Here is a 24,109-nt window from a genome sequence, read left to right on the forward strand (position 1 = left end):
TGAAATCTGTTGTGCTGACGAGGCCTTTGACCACACCATGATACGGGTCACACATTTTTTCACTCCCATACTGATCGAGCGTTAAGATGAGCTCGTTGGTGCTAATACGTCAAAGGAGACTCATGAAAGCCGTTCAGCTACCGGAACTCACAGGACCACAGGCCCTGAAAGTTGTCGACGCCGACATCCCAGAACCACCAGCTGGCTGCGTCGTTGTTGAAGTGCACACGGCCGGTGTGACATTCCCGGAACTTCTACAAACCCGCGGCATGTACCAAACCAAACACCAAGTCCCATTCATCATCGGTTCTGAAGGCGCCGGAACCGTCCATGCAGTTGGCAAGGGAGCCGACTTCGAAGTGGGTGACCGCGTCGCGTTCATCACGGATAAAGGGGCATGGGCACAATACGCGGTCGCCCCGGCAACGCACACCGTCAAACTCCCTGACGAAGTGAGCTTTGAAGCTGCTGCCGGAATGCCCATGAACGTTCTGACTGCTGACTTCGCGCTGCGTCACCGTGGCAACCTTCAGGCCGGACAGAGCGTTCTTATCCACGGTGCAGCAGGTGGTTTGGGAAGCGCCTTGGTGCAGGTTGCGCTCGCGATGGAAGCCGAAGTTATCGCGGTGGTATCCACTGAAGAAAAAGCGGCCATCGTGAAGGAGCTCGGCGTACAACACGTGGTTCTTGCCGATGGTTTCAAAGACCGCGTAAAAGAAATCAAACCCCGTGGCGTAGACCTGGTCGCAGACCCCGTGGGTGGAGATCGCTTCACTGACTCACTCCGTTGCTTGGCCACGTACGGAACGCTTCTGGTTTTGGGCTTCACCGCTGGTGGAATCCCAGAGGTCAAAGTCAACCGTCTGCTTTTGAACAACATTTCCGTTGCCGGTGTGGGCTGGGGTGCGGCAACCGTGCCCAACCCGGGGCTCATCGACGAACAGTGGCAGACCTTGCTTCCTCACGTCAAAGCCGGAAAGCTTAACCCGCGTATCCACGCGACCTTCCCGTTAGAAGACGCATCCGCCGCCCTAGCTGAACTGGACAACAGGTCAGTCATGGGCAAGATCCTACTCACCCCATAAACTCATTGGAGGAGCTATGAGCCAAGGAGTGCTCACCGATCTCACCGACGGTATTCTCACGATTCAGTTCAACCGTTCAGACGCTATGAACGCGTTGCACCTCGAGGCTTTCCTTGCACTGGAAGACGCCCTGGCCAACCTGGACCCAGAAGTGCGCGCAGTCATTGTGAAAGGTAACGAGCGCGCGTTCTGTTCTGGAGCTGACGTGAGCCTCATGTCCCCAGGCCAAGGCAGCCTGGGCATGGAAAAAATTACCCGTCTCATGCAGACCTACCGCAACGTCGAAGTCCCTGTGATTGCGGCGGTGTCCGGTCCGGCTGCAGGGATCGGGTGCTCCTTGGCCCTCATGGCTGACTACGTTCTTATGAGCGAAAAGTCATACCTCATGCTCGCGTTCACTCGGATCGGACTCATGCCCGACGGTGGGGCAACCGCGTTAGTCGCGGCCAGCGCTGGCCGCCACCGCGCCCTCCGGATGGCGCTCACTGCAGAGAAACTGCCTGCCACCTCGGCGTTTGAATGGGGGCTGGCGTCCGAGGTCGTTGCCCCTGATCTTTTGGATACCCGGGCCGGCGAAGTTGCGGCCACCTTCGCAAATTCCGCGACCGTGGCGTTGGGGCGCACCAAACGTGCCATCAACGACGCGACACTCACTGAACTTGATGCGGCTCTTGGCCGGGAGGCAGAAGGGCAAGATGCACTTCGGACAACAGAAGACTATGCAGAAGGCGTAGCCGCATTCTTGGAGAAACGACCCGCAGTATTCAAAGGAGTGAACCGTGCTTAAAGGACGCGCTTCAACCCAGGGAGACAACTTCCCGCTCAACCTCACCACGTTCCTGACACGTTCAGTAGCTGTGTTCCCAGAGCGCGAAATTGTGCACCGCACAATTGACGGCGAATGGAAGCGCAGCAACTACGCTGAACTGGGACGCCGCGTTAAGAAACTTGCCAACGTTCTGGGTGACTTGGGCATTGGCCCAGGTAGCGCCGTTGGTGTGCTCGATTGGAACTCGCTGAGGTGCCTGGAGCTGTACTTTGGTATTCCGGCAGTGGCAGCCACCCTGGTACAGCTGAACCTGCGGTTGGCCACCCACGACCTCGAGTACGTGGTGTCCCACTCAGGTACCGAAACCGTTTTTGTTGACGAATCACTTCTGCCAATCGCTGAGCAGCTGGCACCCAAGGTGTACGTCAAGAAGTGGATCGTCATGACGGACAAGCCGTCCTCGGAGATCTCCACAACGCTTGACAACGTTGTCTTCTTTGAAGACCTCATGGCAGAAGCCAGCGAAGAGTACGACTTTGAGTTCGTCGAAGAAAACACCGCCGCATTTGCCGGATACACCACCGGAACCACTGGGCGTCCCAAGGGAATCTTCTACTCCCACCGCTCCGTAGTGCTCCACGCTCTGAACCTGTGCCAGATCCTGTCAGTGACAGAAGCAGACACTGTCATGCCCTGGACACCTATGTTCCACGTGATGTCGTGGGGCTTCCCACAGGCGGGTGTTGCAGTGGGAGCCAAGATGGTTCTGCCCGGCAAGTTCAGTGCGAACGACATCGCAGAAGTTGCGCCAGCGCTCGTGACAGAAGAAGTGACACTGGCCAACGGGGCACCAGCTATCTTTGCTCCAGTGCTCGACTACCTGAAGACTTTGGACAACGTGCCAGACCTGTCGCGTCTGCGCCTGGTTTCGGGTTCAACAGCACCTGCTCTGGCTCTCATTAAGGGCTTCAAAGAAGTCGCAGGAGCTAATGTCATCCACGCCTACGGAGCATCTGAAACCACACCACTGGTCACCGCCAACGTGCGTACCAAGCCAGGGTCAACGCTCACTGAAGACGAAGAGTGTGACCTCAAGCGCTCGCAGGGTCTCCCAAGTTTGCTCGTCGAAATGAAGATCGTGGACCCCACAGGCAAAGAGCTACCACGTGACGGCAAGTCCGCAGGTGAACTTCTGCTACGCGGACCGTGGATTACCGAAAGCTACTACAAGCTTGACGACAACTCCGACCGCTTCATGGACGGATGGTGGCGTTCGGGTGACGTTGGCGTCATTGAGCCAACAGGACACTTGCGTCTGACTGACCGCCTCAAGGACGTCATCAAGTCTGGAGGCGAATGGATTTCGTCAATCGACATGGAAAACTCCATTCTGGACAACGCAAAGATCCTGGAAGCCGCAGTGATTGGTGTGCCGGACCCCAAGTACCAAGAGCGCCCAGTAGCGTACGTGGTGCCACGCCCAGGTAACACCGTGACAGAAGACGACGTCTACGCCACTTTGAGTGAACGGTTTGCCAAATGGCAGCTCCCAGACAAGGTGATCATTACAGACGAACTGCCACGCACCTCGGTCGGAAAGCTGGACAAGAAGCTTCTGCGGGAGCAGTGGAACGGATAACGTTCCAGCTGCTTGACCGCTAGGACGGGTGGGACTGGCTCAGTCGTGGGTGAAGATGTACGTGTTGTCTTTGCGCAGACCCGCCAGGTCCCACCCGTCTTGGGTGAGCTGGACTATTCCGCGACGCAACGCGTGACGCCACTGGCTAGCTAGTTCTGCGTCGGCGCCCCGCAGGGTCTCAACATCGGCAGGGATCTGTACCGCCGCGTACGTGGTGGACCTAGGCACGTCGCTTTCCACCGGCTCACCGGAATCCCCGACGTGGAGCGCGTAGTTCATATCCAGGTCATCGATTTCATCTAAACGTTTAGATGACGTTTCTTTAGGCGCACGGTCCAAACTCCAGCTGACCATCATGCGGTCTGATGCCTGACCTGCGTTTACACCGTCGCGCATCTGGCCGTAGAAGTCTTCGTAGTAGTCAACGAAGTAGACACCCAGTTTGCGGAAGTTAAATGCCGCGTTGCGTGCGATCAGCGGGTCGAACGTCCATGTCATCTGCATGATCCCGTGGTTGAGGCACCACAGGCGCTGGTGGAGCTTCATCGCAGCGCCGGTTCCGCGCCCCACCTGGTCATGCCGCACACCTGCGATGTGTGAGTGCATGGACTTGCCAAGTGGCCGCCCAAAGAACCCGACGGTGACACCAATGAGTTCGTTTGTGTCGTTGTCAAAGGCACCACCCACGTAGTTACCAGAGTGGGCAAACGCCACAAGCAATCCGGGTTCCAGTTGGGTAGTTCCCGCTTTGCCCACGTTCCACACGTTGTCCAAAAGCAGTGACGCTTCAGCGGCTTCGTGCGCGTCGTGGAGTTCACGCATGGTGACGTTTGCGACTTCTTGTGCGTGGGCCAGTTCGTTTTCTGCGAGCGCCAAAACGGCGGAGCTTGTCGTACTCATGTTCAAAGTTTGCCAGGCTCACCCGGCGAAGTCACGCACGTTTCACACTGCTGCGCGATAAAAGAATGACCTGCGTGCCGCGATGAGCCCGTCGCCGTCAAACTGGATGAAGTCGGCGAACCTTTCATGGGCTTCGCTACCGTCTTTGAGTACCCCGTCGAAAGTGCCGTGGACGGCTGCGGTAGACCCCTCAACCACGACCATGTTAACGGTGTGGGCACCGGATTCGATCACACGAGAGTTGCGGTAGAACTCCCGGATTTCTTCACCTTTGAACGTGTCGTATCCGGGGCGGTCGTAGGTGGCGTCTTGTGCAAAAAGGTCCGAGGTGGCTTCCGGGTCACCTTTGTCCACGGTTTCGTAGTAGTTGAGTGCGAGCTGTCGAATATCCATGTTCTTCACCCTAGTCATAAAACCGCTGGAAAACACGGAGTGGCTAGGGTTTCGTTCGAGTTCAGAGTCCGTATTGAGAAATACGTGGCAATGGGGTTTAACACCTCTTGAACGTTGATAACGTGTAACTAACCGGCTCATCAGAGTCCGTCAACAGAAGGGATAAACCGTGTCTGAATACAAAGTTGTAAATCCGGCAAATGGCGAAACCGTCAAAGAGTACCCCACCGCTACTGATGACCAGATCAAAGATGCCCTGGAACGTAGCCACAAGGAGTACGCGAGCTGGAAGACCACCCCGGTAGAACAGCGTGTAGAAGTTTTGCGCAAGGTCGCTGCCATCTACCGCGAACGGTCGGAAGAGCTTGCGAAGATCATCCAGACTGAGATGGGTAAGGTCATTCCTGCCGGTCAGGGTGAAGTCGAGATTTCGGCTCGGATCTACGAATACTACGCAGACAACGCCAAAGCGTTCATTGAAGAAGAAAAACTGCGTGGCGCCAACGACGGGGACGCGTACTTGCTGCGCAAACCAACCGGGTCGATTCTGGGCATTATGCCGTGGAACTTCCCGTACTATCAGGTGGCGCGTTTCGCAGCACCTAACCTGGCTCTGGGGAACACGATCCTGCTCAAGCACGCTCCACAGTGCCCATGGTCAGCAGAAGTTATGGAGCAGATCTTCCAGGAAGCAGGCCTTCCTGCAGACGCGTACATCAACATCTACGCAACTAACGAACAGGTTGCGGACGTCATTTTGCCCGACCCGCGTAACCAGGGTGTTTCTCTTACCGGTTCAGAACGCGCCGGAAAAGCTGTGGCAGCTGAAGCAGGGAAGAACCTCAAGAAGGTCGTTCTGGAACTGGGTGGATCTGACCCATACGTGGTGCTGGACACCCCAGACGTTGCCAAGACCGCAGACCTCCTGTTCAACACCCGTATGGGCAACATGGGGCAGGCGTGCAACTCGCCTAAGCGCATGATCGTCATGGAAGACATCTACGACGACTTCGTGTCGTCCATTACGCAGGCAGCCAAAAACATCGCTGTGGACAACCCGTGGGAAGACCCGGGCACGCTCGCTCCGCTGTCGTCGACTGGGGCAAAGGAACGCTTTACCGAACAGGTCAAGGCGACCGTAGCTGAAGGGGCAACCCTCTTGGCAGGTGGCGAAGACTACGACGGTCCAGGTGCGTGGGTTCGCCCGGTTGTCCTCACCGACGTGAAGAAGGGGAGCCGCGGGTACTACGAAGAACTCTTTGGCCCGGCGTTCATGGTGTTTAAGGTTTCAAGCGAAGAAGAAGCCATCGAACTTGCCAACGACACTCCTTTTGGCCTGGGGTCAGCTGTTTTCTCCTCGGACTCCGCACGCGCGGAAAAGGTGGGATCGCAGATCGACTCCGGAATGGTGTTCATCAACACTCCTGAAGAATCACGCGAATACCTGCCGTTCGGTGGTGTAAAGCGTTCTGGCATTGGCCGTGAACTGGGCCCACTTGCCATGGACGAATTCGCAAACAAGCAACTCTTCTTTAAGAAGAACGCATAAGACACAGTGATTCAGGCCCGAGGTGAGAACCACCTCGGGCCTGAACGTGTAAGGATCCCATGAAGAACATCACCGTTTCAGCCTTAGTTATTCAACACCCCAGCGAACCTGCGCTTCTCATGGTTCGCAAGAGGGGGACTACCTCTTTTATGTTGCCGGGCGGAAAACCCGAGCCAGGCGAAACAGCTCAGGACACGGTGGTGCGTGAAATTCGCGAAGAGCTGGGGCTGCACCTGGACGAAAGCCAGCTATTTTTCTTGGGGACCTTCACCGCTCCCGCTGCCAATGAAGCACAGCACATGGTGACTGGACACGTCTTTGTGTGCGAAACGGTTCCGGCGGATCTCAGCGTTGAGGCTCCGCAGTGTTTGCACGAAATCGAAGAGATCGGATGGTTTAGTTACGAACAGCTGCCCCCGGACACGGATGCTCAGCAGTTCGCACCACTGACTCGGACGCGTGTGATTCCGGCTCTGATGCAACGTTCGGGCTCAGCGGGCGAAGAACACAGCTAGACACACTGCCGCCACCACGAGCACGCTCGCTGTGATAATGCCCGAGGTGACCGCCAAGCCTACGCGCGGGCGTTTACGAGGGCGGGCGAGGGGTCCGTGGAGGGGTGCCGGTGAGGGGCGTGGGTCGGTGTTCGGTCCTGACGGGAGTCCGTAGAGATCGGTTGACCACGCATCGGACTTGTATGGTTGCATGCCTGTTCACTTTCCTTCTGGTGTTCCTCCTTTAGTCAACGCCACATGCACAAAAAATGGGACTGCCACGTGTGGCAGTCCCGAAACAGGTGGTTATTGATTAGCCTTCCGAGGTGTCAAACCAGTCCTGTTGCCATTTTTCTTGGTTGGTGGGCATGGCGAGGAGTACCACGATAATGAAGGTTCCGAACGGAGCGAAGATGAGTAAGTACCACCAGCCGGAAAAACCTGCGTCGTGTAGCCGCCGGATAGATGCTCCCAGTGATGGTAAGAACGTTGCGAAACTGATGAGACTCGTCAAGCCGCCCCCCACCAACAGAAAAACGAATCCAAGCCCGGAAGTTACCACGCCTCCTGCGCCACTTCCGTCATACGACGCTGACGCGGCCGCACTCAAGATGCCGGCAAAAACCATGATGTATCCGATTGAGAAGATGACGCTCGGAATAAGCCCGATCAAGGTCAAGCCTAAGAATGACCACCAGTATTCGCCACGTGACGCGAAGCCGTTGAAGCGGACGTACTTCTTAAAAAAGCGTTTGTTTGCCTCCATGAAGCCAATTCCGTACCACGGCTGGTTAAGTGGCACCGTACCGTCTGGGCCGGGGTGGCCGAAGCCCGGTGGCACGCTCACATAGGTATGTGCGTGTGGCTGTGGGTACGGGGTCGCTTGCGGTTGCCCGTAGTTGTACTGCGACATGTTTAGCTCCAAAAAAGGGGGTTCACAAGAATCTCATGCTTATCCTACGGGGGCGTTTCGCCTATATGTCCGTGTACACGTTGCTGTTTGGTTACGTTGCAAAACACGAGTGGGAGTCACATCCGTGACTCCCACTCGTTAAGGATTGTTGTTGCTGTTAGGCGTTTTGGTCATACCATTCGGGTTGCCATTTTTCTGGTTTGCTTTCCAAACCGCAGAAAATAAGAACGACGATACTTCCGAAAGGGGCCAAGGACAAGAGGTACCACCAACCGCTGAAACCGGCGTCGTGAAGACGACGAACCGACAGTGCGATGGAAGGCACAATGACGGCCAGTCCAAATAGGAAGAGGAGTCCACCAGAGAGGAACACGAGGATAGTTCCAAACGTGGCCGCCCCTCCGCCACCAGCCGTACCTGTTGATGAGTACGACGAAGCGGCAGCAGCCGTGCCCGCGGACATCATCACAATTCCAATGATGTAGGGGATCATGAGGATGAGCTGAATAACAATGAGCGAGAGCATGGGCCACCAGAATTCGCTCCTGGAAGCAAACCCGTTGAAACGCGCGTACTTCTTGAAGAAGCGCATGGTCGCTTCTTTAATCGACGCACCGTAGTGGGGCTGGTTGAGAGGAACCGTTCCATCAGGTCCGGGCTGACCGAACCCTGCTGGCATTCCGCCTCCCATGCCCTGGTTGGCGTATGAGTTTCCGTAAGCAGGTTGCTGGCCGGCGCCACCCGCTGGCTGGGAGCCGTAAGGTTGCTGGCCGGCACTGCCTGTTGGCTGGGAGCCGTATGGCTGCTGACCTGCGCCTGTTGGCTGGGAGCCATAAGGCTGACCAGTTCCGTAGTTTTGTGATTGTCCGGGCGCTCCGGATGCGTATGGGCTATTGCCACCAGGCTGGGGGCCGTTGCCAGATCCGGGCGTGTTTGGGTATTGAGGGTAATTACTCACGCTTTTCATAGTACCTGGAACGCAGTGTGTGTAAATATTGTGACTATGAGCATTGACTTAGAAATTGCGCATAAGGCCACTATCCGACCTATCTCTACCATTGCAGCCAAGTTGGGCCTCAACGTTGAGGACATTGTTCCTTTTGGACACGACAAGGCAAAAGTTCCGGCAACCACAGTCACGCGCGACCGTGAAGCCGCTGACTCTTCAACACCGTCGACGACCCCGGCCAAGCTGGTTCTGGTCACAGCGATGAGCCCCACACCGGCTGGCGAAGGTAAAACCACTACCTCGATTGGACTCGCTGACGGCATCAACGAAGTTGCACGCGAAGAAAACTGGAACGTTCCAGAAGGCAAAACCCCGGCCGTCCTGGCACTGCGGGAACCGAGCCTGGGACCTGTTTTTGGGATGAAAGGTGGAGCTGCCGGCGGTGGCTACGCCCAGGTCTTGCCCATGGAAGACATCAACCTGCACTTTACGGGTGACTTCGCGGCAATCGCTTTGGCTAACAACCTGGCGTGCGCAGCGCTGGATAACCACATCCACCAGGGAAACACTTTGGGGATCGACCCTCGCCGGGTTGAGATTCGTCGCGTTGTCGACCTGAATGACCGTGCTCTTCGCGATATTGCGATCGGTTTGGGTGGCTACAACAACGGGATGGCTCGCGAAGACCACTTCGACATTGTTGTGGCAAGTGAGGTCATGGCCGTGTTCTGCTTGGCCACGTCGATTGCCGACTTGAAAGAACGCTTGGGCAATATTGTGGTTGCGCGCACGTTCGACAAGAAACCAGTGACGGTGGCTGACCTCGAAGTCGCTGGTTCGATGGCCGCGCTTTTGGCTAAAGGCCTTTCACCTAACCTGGTGCAGTCGATCGAAGGAACACCAGCGTTCATCCACGGTGGTCCGTTCGCAAACATCGCCCACGGGTGCAACTCGGTTTTGGCTACCACGGCTGCGATGAACTACGGCCAGTATGCGATCACCGAAGCGGGATTCGGCGCTGATCTGGGTGCTGAAAAGTTCATCGACATCAAGTGCCGGGCTGCGGGAATCTTCCCTTCAGCTGCCGTGATCGTGGCTACCGTGCGTGCGTTGAAGTTCCACGGCGGGGTCGCTAAAGCTGACCTGGAGAAGGAAAACGTTGACGCAATGCGGGCTGGTTTGGTGAACTTGGACAAGCACATTGCGAACGTCCGTGATGTTTACGGTGTCACCCCTGTTGTTGCGGTCAACACGTTCCCATCTGACACCGACGCTGAACACACAGCCCTGCTTGAGGCGCTCAAAGAGCGCGGTGTGGAAGCGTCACTTGCGCGTCACTGGGCAGAAGGTGGAAAGGGAGCAACCGACCTTGCACGCAAGGTGATCGCGGTTGCAGAAGCCGCGGACACCTCGGGCAAGGAACCCCAGTTCACCTACCCACTCGACTCCACACTGGAAGAAAAAATCACGACGATTGCCCAGCGGGTTTACGGTGCCGACCGGGTAGAGCTTCCCAAGAAGGTGCGCAACAAGCTGGCGCTGTTTGCAGAAGACGGGTATGGCGACTTGCCGGTGTGCATTGCCAAGACCCAGTATTCGTTCTCGACTGACGCGACCGAGCTGGGCGCACCAACTGGGCACGTGCTCGAGGTGGCCGACGTGCGTCTGTCTGCCGGTGCGGGCTTCGTGGTTGTGGTCTGTGGCGACATCATGACCATGCCAGGGCTTCCAAAGAAGCCGGCAGCCAACACGATCGACGTTGACGACGACGGTAACATCAGCGGTTTGTTCTAAGCAGTTCTGGTGGTGCAGGAGCCACTTGCGTAGCTGACCCAAAGCGAGGGGCTCCCTGGTTGATCACCAGGGAGCCCCTCGCTTGTGCATTCAGATGGTCGTGTTTGGCCGGTCAGAACCGACTAGTACCTGAGCACCTCAGTCCTTTAGAACGCTGGGAGAACAGCGCCGTCGGTCCAGGTGTCTTCGATGTACTTCTTGACTTCAGGTGAGTGCAGAAGTTCGTCGAGCTTCTTGATCGATTCGTTGTCCTGGTCGCCGTCTCGCACGGCAAGGAAGTTGGCGTATGGGTTGTTTTCTGCCGATTCCACCAGGATCGAGTCCTTGGTGGGGGACAGGCCAGCTTCGAGTGCGTTGTTTCCGTTGATGATCGACGCGTCGGTGTCGTCCAGGGTGCGTGCCAGCTGTGCTGCGTCGGCTTCCTGGAACTTCAGGTTCTTGGGGTTGTCCTTGATGTCGTGGATGGTCGCAGTGGTTGCGTCCTTGCCATCAGCCAGGGTGATGACACCTTCCTTGGCCAGCATGTCCAGCGCGCGACCCTGGTTGGCTGGGTCGTTGTTGATACCAATGGTTCCGCCGTCAGGAAGTTCGTCAACCGACTTCACCTTCTTGGAGAAAAGCGCGATCGGTTCAATGTGAACACCTTCGAAAGCGTGGAGTTTGTAACCCTGTCCTTCAACTTCAGAATCCAGGTATGGCTTGTGTTGGAAGTAGTTGGCATCCAGGTCACCGTCAACAAGTGCGCGGTTCGGCAGCGTGTAGTCGGTGTATTCCTTGATTTCGATGTCGAGGCCGGCGTCCTTTGCCAGGTTTTCGTCGACGTATTTCAGGATGTCACCGTGTGGGACCGGTGAGACGCCCACTGTAAGCGTGGTGATGTCGCCGTTTTTCTTGCCGACTTCCTTCGCGTCCCCACCTGCGAGACCGCAACCGGTGAGCAGAAGGCTGGCAGCTGCTACGGCTGCTGCAATGCGGAGTTTCATACGTGTTTCCTTTTCTCTTTGAGTGAAATTGGTAAGTACGGGCCAGGTTGCCCGCCGAGGTGTCAGTCACCTCGGCAGGCGCCTTCGCCCAAGTGCCGCTAAAGTTCTGGAGTGCTTATCTGTGGTCCACGGCGTGTGCGATCCGGTCGCCTACGAACTGCAGTACGCCCACGAGTGCCACGAGCACGATGATGCACACCAGCATCGTGTCTCCTTGGTAGCGCTGGTAGCCGTAGGAAATGGCGAGGGCGCCAACACCTCCGCCGCCGGCCGCACCAGCCATGGCGGTGTAACCAACCAGGGTCACTGTTGTCACGGTGGCTGCCGAAACCAGGCCGGGCAGCGCCTCGGGAATCATGACCTGGCGGATGATCTGTCCGCGGCTGGCCCCCATCATGGTGACGGCTTCGATTTTTCCGGTGGAGACTTCGCGCAAGGCTGATTCAACTAACCGGGCGTAGAACGGGATCGCTCCTACGGTCAGAGGTACGACCGTTGCGTACCATCCCAGCGCGGTGCCCACCATGAAGCGGGTGAACGGGATGAGCGCGATCATCAAGATGATGAACGGGATCGAACGCCCGATGTCCACGATCGTCGACAGGATTCGGTACAGAACCGGGTTGGGGGACAAGGAGTTCTTGGCGGTTCGCCACAGCAGGATCCCCAACGGAAGTCCCAAAACAACGGAGAACAAGGCCGAAAGCAGCGTCATGAACAGGGTCTCGCAGAATGCGGGCCACAGTTCATTCGCGATGACGGGGTTATTCAGCCACATCGTTGGCCTCCTTTCCGTTGTTGTGGGTGTTGTTCGCCGAGGTCGTTCCACCTACCGTGTACCCGGCCCGCTGGAGTGCTTGGGAAAGGCGGGGTAGGTCTTCGGGTCGTTGGGTGGAAACGCGCAGGCGGCCTACTTGCCGGTTAGCGATGACTTCGACGGTGCCGGCTTGGACGGCCGAGATCGGCACTCCAGCCTGTGATGCAGCTTCGAAGACACCTGAAACTGTGCCGGCGCCCGCCTCGGGACCCATGACCCAGGTGGCAGGCAGGGCAACTTCCAGGGTCCCGGTGATGTCGGTTCCTTCTGGGAGCGGAATGAGGCTCTTGGCCAGCGGTGAGGCTGGTTCGCTCAGCACACTTTGCAGGGTTCCGGTGTGGGCGATCGTGCCGTCGACCAGGTGGGTGACCGCGTCGCAGATTTCGCGCACGACTGACATTTCGTGGGTGATGATGAGCACGGTAATGCCCAGACGGTCACGCAAGGAACGCAAAAGCTGCAGGATCTGGCTGGTGGTCTGTGAGTCCAGCGCCGAGGTGGGTTCGTCACACAGCAAAAGTGAGGGTTCCGTGGCAAGGGCGCGGGCGATACCCACACGCTGACGTTGACCTCCGGACAGCTGTGCGGGGTAGTTGTTGGCGCGGTCGCTTAGGCCCACCAGCTCGAGGAGCTCTTGTGCTCGTGCCTTGCGCTTAGCGGCTGGGACGCCTGCCACTTTGAGTGGGTGCTCCACGTTGCCTTGCGCAGTGAGGGAGTCCAGCAGATTCGCGTGCTGGAACACCATACCGATCGAACGGCGGGCACGCCTCAGACCCGAAGCAGATTGCCCGGTGATGGCGGTGTCGTCGATGGTGACGGTGCCGCTGGTGGGCGTTTCTAGCCCGGTGATGCATCGAATGAGCGTGGACTTTCCGGCACCCGAACGTCCCACAATTCCGTGGATTTGACCGTCTGGGATGGTGAGGTTGATTCCATCCAGTGCCGGAGCGCCAGCAAATTCTTTGCGAAGATCGCGCAGTTCGATCACGTGGTACTCCTTGTATGGTTTAGCGTCTCTCATATTGCGGAACGTTGATGCTAAGTGGGGTCGGGTTTGTCATGAAATGACATAGTGTGACCCGGGGCACGCCTGAATGTGACACGTATGACATTTGAGGGTGTTCGCGCCGATGAGTAGGAGACACGGTGGGGATAATCGTTCAGGCGCCTGGCGGGTAGTGTTGAATGGTTCATTATGACGACTTCGAGGCCAAGCTCTGCGCAACGCTTTAGGCCAGAGATTCAGTTTTTGCGGGCCCTGGCCGTAGTCGCTGTCGTCGTTTATCACATCAACCCCGCCTGGTTGCCCGGTGGTTTTGTGGGTGTGGATGTGTTCTTTGTGATCTCTGGATTCCTCATTACGGCCGGTATCCTCAACCGAATCGAAACCACGGGGCAGTTTTCGCTCATGCAGTTTTGGGCGAACCGCGCTCGCCGGATCTTGCCAGCAGCCACGGTGACCATTGTGGTGGTGTCGATTCTGTCGTTGTGGTTTCTGCCTTTGACACGTCTGAAAGATGTGGCCACGCAGGGGGTTGCTTCAGCGCTTTACATTCAGAACTTCGCCCTTGCGCGCCAGTCGGTGGACTACATGGCTGCTGACGCGAAGCCCACTCCGTTCCAACACTTCTGGTCGTTGTCCTTAGAAGAACAGTTCTACGTGGTGTGGCCACTGCTGGTTGTGGCGGCCGGTTTGATCGCGGGACAGGTCCTACGGAAGTACCCAACGGGGTTCTATCAACACCGCAGGCGGTTCAGAGGTATCACGGTGGTGTTCTTCTCCGTGTTTGTCGCTGTGAGTTTCGTTGCCAGCGTGGTCCACGTGGCAAGTGGTGACCCCGCCGCGTACTTTGTGACGTGGACGCGCCTATGGGAGTTGGGTGCTGGCGGGCTTTTGGCGTGCGTGCTCATCGAATGGACCTCGCACCCGTGGTTGCGACTGGCCCTCCAGTGGGGTGGAATTGCCGCCATCGTCATCAGCACGGTCACGTACTCTTCGGCAACTCCGTTCCCCGGCGTCGCCGCGCTTCTCCCCATCGCTGGGACGGTGGCGGTCATCGCAGCGGGGACGACCTCGGGCGTGGGTTCCCCAGACCGCTTCATGCGTTTAGCTCCCATTCAGCGGGTGGGGGACTGGTCGTACTCCTTGTACTTGTGGCACTTCCCGGTAGTGGTGTTCGCGGGAGCCCGCATCGCCGGTGGCATCACCGCGCTGGGCGGACTGCTGGTTTTTGCGGTGAGCCTGGTAGTTGCGTGTGCCAGTTATTACCTGGTGGAAAGGCCAATCTTGTCGTGGACGTGGCTCAAGGCTCGCAACGCGCACACGGTTGTGGGCGCGGTAGCCGTGGCGGCAGTTGGTGCCGTGGTCGCCGTGGTGCCCGGTTGGGTGAGCGCACACGAGTTGCGCCAGCAAAACCTGCGTGACGATGTGCTGGCTGCTCCTACGGTTGATCTGCCTACTAAGTTGGCGCCTGGGTTCGGGTCACTGCGCGAGTACGACTACGACGTATTCTTTGGCGAGGACACCACCATTGAGCCCGCTCCGATTAGCGCGCGAGAGAGCGAGCCCAAGTTTCCAGAGTGCTCCTTTGAGGTGCCCGTGCCGGTTTCTGAAAAGCGCACGCGGGATTGTGTGATTGCGGGTTCGGACGGCGGACGGACGATTGCTGTCGTGGGGGATTCTCACGCGGCGCAGTGGGTGCCGGCTCTGCGTAAGGTCGTCGAGGGCACCGACTGGAAAGTCGTGGTGTACTTACGGCAGAAGTGCCCGTTCACGGTGGGTGAGTTCAACGCTGAGCAGGCGGGCGGCCTGAAGTGTCAGGATGCAAACCGTGATGTTTTGGAAAGGTTGAAAAAGGACCGGCCCGAGGTCGTTCTCACCTCTGGCCTGGTCCGAGGTGACGCTGTGGCTCAGGATGCTGAGAAGGTGCCGGGGACAAAGGGGTTTGCGGACGTATTCCGGGAGTTGAGCAGTGAAGACATCAAGGTTTTGGCTTTTGTCGATTCGCCCAATCCGCCGGGGGACATGCCTGAGTGCGTGAGTGAACACATGGACGATCCATCTGCGTGTGACTTCAAACGAAGTGACGCAAAACTGGACCAGGGCACGAACGCGGCCATGCGCGAAGCGGCGCGTGAGGTGTCGGACGTGGAATTGGTGGATACAGCTGACGCGTTTTGCGTCGAAGACGTGTGCCCAGCCGTTGCTGGCTCGCGGTTGGTGTACCGCGACACTAACCACGTGTCGCCGGCATACGCAGAAACCTTAGAGCCCTGGTTGGGGTCAATTATTGACGAAATAGTCCGACACTGAGACTTTAAGCGCTGTGTAGCGGGTTATATTTCTTACACTAGGTGGGCTGGTTTCCGTCTCATGAGAGTTTAGTAGATGCGAAAGTTTCGTCCTGAGATTCAGCTTCTGCGTGCGATAGCTGTTTTGGCTGTCGTTGTTTACCACATTCAGCCTTCGTGGTTGCCGGGTGGTTTTGTTGGTGTGGATGTGTTTTTTGTGATCTCTGGTTATCTGATCACGGCACACATGCTGAAAGAGGTTGAATCTACGGGGCGTTTGTCGCTGAGCCAGTTTTGGGCCAACCGGGCTAGGCGTATTCTCCCGGCTGCGACTCTTGCGATTGTTGTTACATCGATCGTTTCGCTTTTCGTTCTTCCAAGCACTCAGTTGGTGGATGCCACAAAGCAAGGCATCGCCTCGGCCCTCTACATACAAAACTTCCTACTGGCGGACCAATCGGTCGACTACCTGGGGCAGGATGCGGCACCTTCGCCGTTCCAACACTTCTGGTCGCTTTCGGTTGAAGAACAGTTCTACGTTGTTTTGAGGTTACCCTCGTTGAGTGGACACCCTATTAGTGCGGATCTTGTGTCCGTAGGAAAGGATGTTCATTGTGAGTCAACAGCGCAAGAAGTACACTCCGGAGTATCGGCGTGAAGCCGCGAACCTGGTAATAGAGTCGGAGCGTCCGATTGCTCATGTGGCTAAGGAGATCGGTGTTTCCGCCGGGCTTTTAGGCCGGTGGGTCAAACTCGAGCGTGAGCGCCGAGGAGCATCAGATGGGATGAGTGAGGCTGATCTTCGTGCTGAGAATGCTCGTCTGCGCCGGGAGCTGGCTGAAGCCAAGATGGATAACGAGTTTTTGTCAAAAGCGACAGCCTTCTTCGCTGCGAAGCAACGCGAGCAGAAAAGTTCGAACTAATGCAGCAGGAGAAGGCGAACTACAGCATCAAGCGCATGGCACGGCTTTTAAAAGTGTCTCGGTCTGGATACTACAAATGGGCTCATACGCAGCAGAAGCGACTCTCCGGCGAAGATGATCGTGCAGCATTTTACGATGATGTCGACCGCAAGATTCATCGGATTTGGAAAGACTCCGGTGAGGTTTATGGTGCTCCGCGGATCACTGCAGAACTTGCCGAGCGCTACCACATTGCGCTTAACCGTAAGACTGTGGCTAAACGGATGCGCATGATGGGCATTGAAGGGATTTCACCGCGGGCCTTTGTCCCGGTGACAACGATTCAAGCTAAGCGTAAGTCCACGCTTCCTGACCTGGTCAAGCGCATGTTTGATACTGGTGAGCTCAACCGGGTTTGGATGTCAGATATTACCTACCTGCGCACTGCTGAAGGCTGGTTGTACTTGTGCGCGGTTCGCGATGGCCATTCCCGCCGGGTGCTGGGCTGGGCTATGGATAGCGTTCAAGATACTTCCCTGGTCGAACGGGCCTTGCGGATGGCGCATACACTTCGTGGTGACGTTCCTGATGGGCTGGTGTTTCACGCTGACCGCGGAACCCAATTCACCAGCGAGAAACTCTGGGAGGTTTGCCGCAACCTGGGCATTGCTCAGTCCGTGGGGCGTACCGGGGTGTGCTTCGATAATGCGATGGCCGAGTCGTTCTGGTCGACGCTTAAAACCGAGTTCTACGACCGTAAGCGCTGGACGACCCGTGATGCCGCACGCAAGGCCGTTGCCTACTGGATTGAAGTCGTCTACAACCGTCGACGCCGACATTCCGCACTCGGGATGGCCACCCCTGTCGACTTCGAGAACCGAATTGGTCTAACCATTAGCAGAAAAGAAATAGCTGCCTAACCACTAGGTAGCTCCACTACGTGTCCACGATTTGCGGGCAACCCCAGTTTGGCCATTGTTAGTGGTGCTAGCGCTTTGGAGTACGCGACGTTTGCAGAACCGCGGGCGCCATAGCGCAGATGTATTTCGGCGCCGGTTCCGGTTCATTGCGTTTGTACTTTTTGCGGTGGTGTGCCTGGCTTCGTTTGTGTGGAGTGTTGTGTCGGTGGGTGCTAATGACCCTGCCTCGTACTTCATTACGCCTACTCGTGTGTGGGAGTTGGGTATTGGTGGTTTGCTTGCGTGCATTTTAGGTGATCCGCAGAGGTTTAATGGTGCGCGCAAGGTGATGGCGATCGTTGGTGTGGTAGCGATTGGTGTTGCATGTGTGACGTATTCCGGTGAAGCCCCCGCTTTCCCGGGTGCTTCTGCTTTGATACCTACATTGGGAGCGGCTACTTTGATCGCTGCTGGCTGGACTACCGGGTTGGGCTCTTTGGGGCCCATTATTAACTGGAAGCCTGTTCAGTTGGTCGGCCTATGGTCATATTCGTTGTACTTGTGGCATTTCCCTGTTGTGGTGTTTTTTCATGAAAGGAACGGGCGCCCGGCTGAAGGGATTTCAGAATTTATTGCGGTCTTTGCCGTGAGCATTGTGCTTGCGATGCTCTCCTTCTACTACGTGGAACAACCCCTACGTGTCCTACCGTTCCTCAAGAAACACAACAGGCGAGCACTTATTGCGGCTGGAATGTCAATGGCTGTGACGTGTGCTGTCGCAGCGGTTCCGTTTGCGTCGCATGCAATTGAGGTTGAGCGTGAGACCCGCAAGATCGAAGAGCTCAAAGCGGGCAACGTCGAGGGTATTGGCAGTGCTTCGCTCAGTAAGACGTCCTTTACCCGCTTTGCAGAGGGTTACTCTGGCACAATTTTGCCCGTCGTCTCGCGCGCAATCGAAGACAGGCCGTATTACCCCGAAGACTGTCCTGCTACACCTGCGGAACCTGAAACAAAAACCGCTGCAGAATGTGTGATGGCTAACCCAGACGGGTCGAAAACCTTGGCACTAGTGGGAGATTCGCACGCGAGCCAGTGGGTGCCGGCTTTTCAAGAAATGCTGAAGGGCACAGATTGGAAACTGGTTGTGCATTTGCACTACTCATGCCCCTTTAGCCTCGCGGAGCGGGGATATGAGACAAACGGTCGTTTGGAATGTAGCGAGCCAAACAAGAAAACTATCGAGAAACTGAAAGATGAGAAACCCGATCGGGTGGTGATCGCGAACATGCCGGCTACAGATTTCAAACGCCAAAAAGGCGAGAAAAGGCCCGGACAGACTGGTTACGCGGATGCGATGCGCCCTTTGGTGAAAGCAGGTATTGATCTGACGGTTTTGGGGGCAACACCGATACGAACGACGAAGGTGAATATTCCCGACTGTGTGGCCAAACATCAGGACAGCGGTGATTATGCTAAATGCGATCTCAGCCTCGATGACGTAAGCGAGTTCCGCGAAGCGGGGCGAGCTGTGGAGGATGCCTCGAAAAAAGTAGGTGCAAAGTATGTCGACGTGTGGGAGAAATTTTGCACCGAACAGGAGTGTCCTGTTGTTGTCGGGAACGTCCTTGTATATCGTGATCACAACCACGTTAGTGCGACATACGTAAAAACGCTTACACCATTTCTTCAGGACCAACTGCGTCTTGAGAGCTGACGAATGGAACGACTAGATGACGGTTGATCTGTCTACTTACAAAATTGCTGCCATTGTGCCTTGTCATAACGAGGAAGTGACTGTCCGCAAAGTAGTCACTGACCTCAAGGCGGCCGTTCCGTCAATGGACGTGTACGTGTACAACAACAACTCCTCCGACCGCACAGTAGAGGAAGCCATTGCGGCAGGAGCAATTGTTCGCCATGAAGAACGTCCTGGAAAAGGTAACGTTGTTCGGCGCGCATTCGCTGATGTTGAAGCCGACATTTACGTCATGGTAGACGGCGACGACACGTATGAAGCTTCGCATGTCCCTGACATGATTGAAATGTTGGTGAACGGTCCGTACGACCACATCCTGGGTGTTCGGCGTGACACAAACCCTGAGTCTTCATACCGCGCAGGGCACGAATTTGGCAACCGAATGTTCAACGTCATCACGAGTAAGCTTTTTGGCACCCATGTCAGCGACATGCTTTCCGGTTACCGTGTCTTTTCACGCCGCTTCGTCAAATCATTCCCGGCAGTGAGTAAGCGCTTCGAAATTGAGACGGAACTTACCATTCACATGATGTCGCTCCGACTTCCTTGCGCCGAATACAGCATTGACTTCCGTGACCGTCCGGAGGGAAGTGAGTCGAAGCTCTCCACCGTGTCAGATGGCTTTAAAATCCTTGGCACGATTGCGCAAATGATGCGACACGAACGCCCTAACTTGTTCTACGGTACGCTTGCCCTTCTCATGGTGATCGCGTCGCTTGTGTGTGGTGTGCCGGTCATCGTTGAGTTCATGAACACTGGATTGGTTCCACGGTTCCCTACAGCGCTTTTGGCAGTGGCGCTCATGATTATCGCCGCCATTTTTGCCACCGTTGGCATTATTGGTGACGCGTTACGGCGCGTGCGACGTGAATCAGCACGCCTACACTATCTGGAACTACTCCCGCCCAAGAAAACCGTGGGCCTGAGCGGGTCTTCATCTTAAATGCCCGCTGACTCTCAAAAATGGCGTTCCCTACTTGTGGAAGTCATGCGCTTCCTCATGGTTGGTGGCGCCGGATACGTTGTGGATGTGGGCTTATCCAACCTGCTGGTGTACGGCTTTTTGGGCATCCCTGCCACAATGCCGGGGAGCCCGGTCAAAGCAAAAATCATTTCAACGATTGCCTCTGTCATTGTTGCTTGGCTGGGAAACAAACTGTGGACATATGGCGACCGCACTACAGGGTCAAACGTACGCGGATTCATTCTCTTCGTGGTTGTGAACGCCATTGGAATGGTCATCACGGTGTTACCGCTGGGAGTGACGTGGTATCTCCTCAACCTGCGTGACCCGATCTCGTACAACATATCCACCAACATTGTAGGAATCGCTCTCGCCATGGCATTTAGGTTCTATGCATACAGAACATGGGTTTTCAAAGAAGCGGATTCTCCCCGAGCAGTGAAAATCGAGGAAAAGTGACGAAAGTGATGAGCTTTTCTAAACACAACAAAGCGCTACTGTGGGACGTCGGGCTCTTGCTTCTGTGCCTCGCAATTGCCGCCGTTACTTTCTTAGGCTTTTACCCAGGGCGTGCCGAGTACGACATTTCGGAACAAGCGAAACAAATGCTGGGAATGAAGAATCTTTCTGACTGGCATCCGCCTATCGTCGCTATTCTGTGGCGGGGTTTGTATGCAGTAACGGGCAAGCTCGGTTCGCTACTAGCCTTCCAGCTTGGTATCTATTTCCTGGCGGTGTTTCTGCTCGCCGTATTTGCGCACCGCATTCTAAAAAGTAAATGGGCGTCTTTGGCAATGATTGCGATCTTGGTTTCGCCTTGGGCCTATAGCCAGCTGGCTGTTATGTGGAAAGACACAATCATGGCAGCACTTTTACTTTTTGCCGCCGGATGTTTAGCGCTTGTCACTCCCAAGAACAAGAAAACACTTTGGTTTATTGTGCCAGCGGTTTCGCTGCTTGTATTTGCCACAGTAGTAAGGAAGAATGCGGCCCCTGCTGTTGTGCCAATGTGCATTTTTATTGGCTGGCGGCTTGCTCCACTTTTCGCCCCAAAACTACGGAATCTCATTCCGAAGCTGAGAGAAGGGCGATCCAAACAATTCATAAGTGCCTTTATCATGGGTTGTGTCATCGTGGGATTTGTAGGAGCGTCAGCGGTTTCCTTGGATGGTGCAATTGCAAAAAAGTGGAACGTTAAACCGACGCACCAGATCTACCAGGTCATTCTCGACGATGTTATGTTCTCTGTCCCTGAAAATGAGCTCAATGAATCAGCAGCACCCCAGGAGCTCAAGGACAAAATTAATAAGGCGCGCCCCAAGTGCTATGAAATGAACGAGCCCTATGACGCGTACTGGAACTGTTACGGTCGCGGATCTAGTGGCAGCGATTATTCACCGCTTGGCTACAGAGACGAGCTGAAACAACTGTGGCTGGATCACGTCATCACCCACCCACAACGTTACGTTGAATATCGATGGTCGGTGTATAAGTTTTATCTCACCACTTCTCGACTTATCTACTTCCCAAACAAAGTGGTCAAACCCGCTAAGGAAGTAGGTTTTCGCAAGGGAAGCACGAAGTTTGATAAGGTCGCGAAGTTCTACGTCGTGGACTTTGGTGTCGACACGATTGGCTTTGTGTTTAAGCCGTGGTTTTGGCTGCTGGCAGGAGCCATTATATCCATCGGTGCGTGGTGGTCGGGCCGTAGCAGGGCGTTTGCTCTCATGCTGACGAGTTCAGGGTTCCTGTATGTTTTTGCGTACTTCCCGGTGATACCCGCGAATCATTTCCGTTACACGTACTGGCCCGCCCTGGCGGTTTCAGTGGCGTTTATAGCGGTCGTTGCAGGTTCGGTTAAAGCTTGGAAAGACCGTCGCGAACGCGCTGGGGCATTTCGCGCCTCACAAGGCGATACGCTTGAACCACGGGTTTTGGAGTCCTCGAGCGCACGGTAGCGCGTAGCCCACGGTAATTCTGCTGAAGCGCGCCCGTCCGAATATCCGGAAGCTGTTGAGCACGTGCTCGTTTCGCTAATAGTTGCAGAGCATGTGGTAATTCGTCGGTGAACGGTTGGAAATAGTTGGTTGTGAGCCACGCTTCAGACGGGAACCTAAAGTCCGACCGTTCTAGATCGCTCAACGGCTGCGCGATCCCAGAATCGGCGAACGCCTCATTGAGCATGTCCTCATTAACTCCAAAGTCAGCAATAATAAGTGTTGCCAGGCCACGGTCCAAGCTTTCAAGCGCAGCTGTCGAAGACACTGTCGCCAGAGCCGTTCCCGGCTCAAGGAAATCGGACATAGGACCAACCTCAACCGACAGACGTCCCGGTATCACTTTTCCTTCACGCTCCAAATCCTCCAAGAGCGCGGTGTAGGAGTGTTCTTCGTGATGAGTCTCCTGTTCACCTGGCCGGCTACGCACCTTCACAATAACTGAGGACTTCGGAAAATTACGTGCGAAGCGGTTCAGAGACAACAAGATCTGCTCGCGTTCGTCCTTCTCCACGGGCACTTTTGCCTGCGGAGCAAAAACCAAACGGGTCGGAATATCCCCGGGAGTAAATCTAGCGCGAGGTGGTTTCTTCGACTTCAGCATGGGTAGACGAGCGACCACCACTTCGACAGGGAAGCGACAATCGGTTAATACCTGCTCGTATCTTTCTTTTTCAAAAGCGGAATGTGTGATGAACATGTCACCGAGACGCCTGTAACGTTGCCCCTTCGAAGTCGCAGGAAGTCCCACCCCAGGGAGGCCGGAGACCAGCCCAGGGCGGTGCGAGAGAAAGGCAGCAGTTGAATATATGACCTGCACAATAGGCCCAGTAGCAGCCGCGAGAATCACATTCGGCCGAAGGTCCTCTAGAGCGACTTTGAGCTCTGAATTCTTAACAACAGGCACATGCGCACTGCTGAAACCACTTCCGGCCAACGCGTTTGCGATCTGCTCGCCAGTGGGCAGGATCGGGTTGTCAACCAGCCACACGTGGACATCAAAATCCTCACGCAGCTGATCGAGGAGCGAAGCCGACCATTTCAGATAGGACTCTGAGTCGGAAATGGAAACAAGGATGGGTTTTGTAGTCGCACGGTTTACTGCTGTGTTGAGCTCCATTTTTGTTTTCATTGTGACGTTCGGTTTCCACCAGTCGTCAGGGACAAACGTGGTCTTGATCTTGGGTGCGTCCATCGTCAACGGCAACGTTTCGGTCGCGGTTGTGGGTAGCGAATAAACCTCAGAACCAGCTTGCGCGTGGGAAAGGCGAATTTCCACTGGAAGTCCTGCCGCATAAACCGTAGCGCCAGGGATACTTCCGACCCGATTCAGAAATGCGGAACTTTCGCGCCGGTGAGCAATATAGGCAAACTGATCGAGCCCAAGGTTTTCGAGCCAGCAAAAGTATGAGTCTTCATCGATCACACCGTCGGCGACCATTGCTGAACCAATGACAAACGGTCCTGAAGTTGGCAAGTCGTCCCAAGGAAAGGACCGGATCGTCGAGAAGCTGTGTGACTCAATGCGTACACCAGCGTTCTCTACGCGGGTCCGGAGCGAATCGTTGAGGGTGAGAGCTGTGAACCACGTGATATGGCCACGCTGTGCATGTGCGTAGAGAATACGAGAGGCAACATGGCCAAGCCCGGTACGGACAACAGAATTCGATACCCGTGAACGAACGAGTGGTGCCTTAGAAACCACGTTTTCGAACGCCGTGATCGTCGCACGTCCATCGTCAACAACGGTCAGGGCAGGTAACTTGCCACGCGCGCGGACCAGAAGTAGCTGAAACGATCCTGAGTTGAGGTCTCCCACGATCACGTTCTGAGCAGCAGTGAACGTGCGTGTCGGAGGGAGCCCCCACTTCACAGTGACGTCCGCGAGAAACGACAAAGGCAACTTTTCAACGAAGTCACGCATAGTCGCTGAGTCATAACAGAAAAGCGTCGAGGCTTTGTGTGTCTCCAAAGCCGCCAGAAACTGTAGCGGTGACTCAACTATCGCGATCATG

At 55.9% G+C, this 24,109-nt stretch carries 22 protein-coding genes; 13 read left to right on the plus strand and 9 right to left on the minus strand.

The window, feature by feature from the left end:
- Positions 1 to 122: 122 nt before the first annotated feature.
- The 3 genes from QP868_RS01350 to QP868_RS01360 are packed head-to-tail and all read left to right on the plus strand — an operon-like array spanning position 123 to position 3,493.
- Complete coding sequence (locus tag QP868_RS01350; RefSeq protein ID WP_284924740.1) at positions 123 to 1,085, plus strand: NADPH:quinone oxidoreductase family protein; 963 nt, start codon at positions 123 to 125, stop codon at positions 1,083 to 1,085.
- A 16-nt stretch (positions 1,086 to 1,101) separates the two neighbouring features.
- Positions 1,102 to 1,872 (plus strand): enoyl-CoA hydratase, encoded by a 771-nt coding sequence (locus tag QP868_RS01355; RefSeq protein ID WP_284924741.1) that lies wholly within the window; start codon positions 1,102 to 1,104, stop codon positions 1,870 to 1,872.
- On the plus strand, positions 1,865 to 3,493 hold the full coding sequence (locus tag QP868_RS01360; RefSeq protein ID WP_284924743.1) for a long-chain-fatty-acid--CoA ligase: 1,629 nt from the start codon (positions 1,865 to 1,867) through the stop codon (positions 3,491 to 3,493). The genes QP868_RS01355 and QP868_RS01360 overlap by 8 nt, the downstream gene beginning before the upstream one ends.
- A 39-nt stretch (positions 3,494 to 3,532) precedes the next feature.
- On the opposite strand, the gene QP868_RS01365 is transcribed toward QP868_RS01360, so the two are convergent.
- Positions 3,533 to 4,393, minus strand: a complete 861-nt coding sequence (locus QP868_RS01365) for a hypothetical protein (protein ID WP_284924744.1) — start codon at positions 4,391 to 4,393, stop codon at positions 3,533 to 3,535.
- 42 nt (positions 4,394 to 4,435) lie between these two features.
- The gene (locus QP868_RS01370; RefSeq protein WP_284924745.1) at positions 4,436 to 4,786 is read right to left on the minus strand and encodes a nuclear transport factor 2 family protein; all 351 of its coding nucleotides are present in this window, start codon (positions 4,784 to 4,786) and stop codon (positions 4,436 to 4,438) included.
- A gap of 169 nt (positions 4,787 to 4,955) precedes the next feature.
- Here QP868_RS01370 and QP868_RS01375 point away from each other — a divergent pair, with 169 nt between their 5' ends.
- Both QP868_RS01375 and QP868_RS01380 read left to right on the plus strand, forming a co-directional pair.
- Entirely contained in the window at positions 4,956 to 6,335 is a 1,380-nt protein-coding gene (locus QP868_RS01375; RefSeq protein ID WP_284924746.1) for an NAD-dependent succinate-semialdehyde dehydrogenase, read from the plus strand.
- A 59-nt stretch (positions 6,336 to 6,394) separates the two neighbouring features.
- Positions 6,395 to 6,850 carry an NUDIX hydrolase gene (locus tag QP868_RS01380; RefSeq protein WP_284924747.1) on the plus strand — a complete coding sequence of 152 codons (456 nt, stop codon included), beginning with the start codon at positions 6,395 to 6,397 and terminating at the stop codon, positions 6,848 to 6,850.
- Here the strand turns inward: QP868_RS01380 and QP868_RS01385 are convergent.
- The 3 genes from QP868_RS01385 to QP868_RS01395 all read right to left on the minus strand — a co-directional run bounded on the left by QP868_RS01385 (position 6,827) and on the right by QP868_RS01395 (position 8,700).
- Positions 6,827 to 7,042, minus strand: a complete 216-nt coding sequence (locus QP868_RS01385) for a hypothetical protein (protein ID WP_284924749.1) — start codon at positions 7,040 to 7,042, stop codon at positions 6,827 to 6,829. The genes QP868_RS01380 and QP868_RS01385 overlap by 24 nt on opposite strands.
- Positions 7,043 to 7,142: 100 nt before the next feature.
- Positions 7,143 to 7,742, minus strand: a complete 600-nt coding sequence (locus QP868_RS01390) for a DUF805 domain-containing protein (RefSeq protein WP_284924750.1) — start codon at positions 7,740 to 7,742, stop codon at positions 7,143 to 7,145.
- 157 nt (positions 7,743 to 7,899) lie between these two features.
- Positions 7,900 to 8,700 carry a DUF805 domain-containing protein gene (locus tag QP868_RS01395; protein WP_284924752.1) on the minus strand — a complete coding sequence of 267 codons (801 nt, stop codon included), beginning with the start codon at positions 8,698 to 8,700 and terminating at the stop codon, positions 7,900 to 7,902.
- Between the two features lie 45 nt (positions 8,701 to 8,745).
- On the opposite strand from QP868_RS01395, the gene QP868_RS01400 reads away from it, so the two are divergent.
- On the plus strand, positions 8,746 to 10,485 hold the full coding sequence (locus tag QP868_RS01400) for a formate--tetrahydrofolate ligase (protein ID WP_284924754.1): 1,740 nt from the start codon (positions 8,746 to 8,748) through the stop codon (positions 10,483 to 10,485).
- Between the two features lie 146 nt (positions 10,486 to 10,631).
- Here QP868_RS01400 and QP868_RS01405 read toward each other — a convergent pair whose 3' ends face one another.
- The 3 genes from QP868_RS01405 to QP868_RS01415 all read right to left on the minus strand — a co-directional run bounded on the left by QP868_RS01405 (position 10,632) and on the right by QP868_RS01415 (position 13,273).
- Entirely contained in the window at positions 10,632 to 11,468 is an 837-nt protein-coding gene (locus tag QP868_RS01405) for a MetQ/NlpA family ABC transporter substrate-binding protein (protein ID WP_284924755.1), read from the minus strand.
- 115 nt (positions 11,469 to 11,583) lie between these two features.
- On the minus strand, positions 11,584 to 12,246 hold the full coding sequence (locus tag QP868_RS01410; protein ID WP_005885233.1) for a methionine ABC transporter permease: 663 nt from the start codon (positions 12,244 to 12,246) through the stop codon (positions 11,584 to 11,586).
- Positions 12,233 to 13,273 (minus strand): methionine ABC transporter ATP-binding protein, encoded by a 1,041-nt coding sequence (locus QP868_RS01415; RefSeq protein ID WP_284924757.1) that lies wholly within the window; start codon positions 13,271 to 13,273, stop codon positions 12,233 to 12,235. Before QP868_RS01415 ends, QP868_RS01410 begins: the two co-directional genes overlap by 14 nt.
- Positions 13,274 to 13,480: 207 nt before the next feature.
- Between QP868_RS01415 and QP868_RS01420 the strand changes: the two genes are divergently transcribed.
- From QP868_RS01420 to QP868_RS01450, 7 genes are all read left to right on the plus strand, one after another.
- Entirely contained in the window at positions 13,481 to 15,598 is a 2,118-nt protein-coding gene (locus tag QP868_RS01420; RefSeq protein WP_284924759.1) for an acyltransferase family protein, read from the plus strand.
- A gap of 75 nt (positions 15,599 to 15,673) precedes the next feature.
- Entirely contained in the window at positions 15,674 to 16,234 is a 561-nt protein-coding gene (locus QP868_RS01425; protein ID WP_284924761.1) for an acyltransferase family protein, read from the plus strand.
- Positions 16,182 to 17,398 (plus strand): IS3 family transposase gene (locus QP868_RS01430; protein ID WP_284924762.1). Its coding sequence is split into 2 segments (ribosomal slippage): positions 16,182 to 16,443 and positions 16,443 to 17,398, totalling 1,218 coding nucleotides; the frame shifts between segments, so codons are not numbered across the junction. Before QP868_RS01425 ends, QP868_RS01430 begins: the two co-directional genes overlap by 53 nt.
- Before the next feature lie 64 nt (positions 17,399 to 17,462).
- Positions 17,463 to 19,091 (plus strand): acyltransferase family protein, encoded by a 1,629-nt coding sequence (locus QP868_RS01435; RefSeq protein WP_350309954.1) that lies wholly within the window; start codon positions 17,463 to 17,465, stop codon positions 19,089 to 19,091.
- Positions 19,092 to 19,107: 16 nt separating this feature from the next.
- On the plus strand, positions 19,108 to 20,076 hold the full coding sequence (locus tag QP868_RS01440; protein ID WP_005885229.1) for a glycosyltransferase family 2 protein: 969 nt from the start codon (positions 19,108 to 19,110) through the stop codon (positions 20,074 to 20,076).
- Complete coding sequence (locus QP868_RS01445) at positions 20,077 to 20,556, plus strand: GtrA family protein (protein WP_005885228.1); 480 nt, start codon at positions 20,077 to 20,079, stop codon at positions 20,554 to 20,556.
- Positions 20,553 to 22,055: a hypothetical protein gene (locus QP868_RS01450; RefSeq protein WP_284924764.1), complete on the plus strand. Its 1,503-nt coding sequence runs from the start codon at positions 20,553 to 20,555 to the stop codon at positions 22,053 to 22,055. Before QP868_RS01445 ends, QP868_RS01450 begins: the two co-directional genes overlap by 4 nt.
- Here the strand turns inward: QP868_RS01450 and QP868_RS01455 are convergent.
- Positions 21,955 to 24,108, minus strand: a complete 2,154-nt coding sequence (locus QP868_RS01455) for a DUF6716 putative glycosyltransferase (RefSeq protein WP_284924765.1) — start codon at positions 24,106 to 24,108, stop codon at positions 21,955 to 21,957. The two genes, QP868_RS01450 and QP868_RS01455, sit on opposite strands and share 101 nt — an antisense overlap.
- Position 24,109: the final 1 nt, after the last annotated feature.

The sequence above is a fragment of the Brevibacterium sp. UMB1308A genome (genome assembly GCF_030230605.1).
Lineage (GTDB): Bacteria > Actinomycetota > Actinomycetes > Actinomycetales > Brevibacteriaceae > Brevibacterium.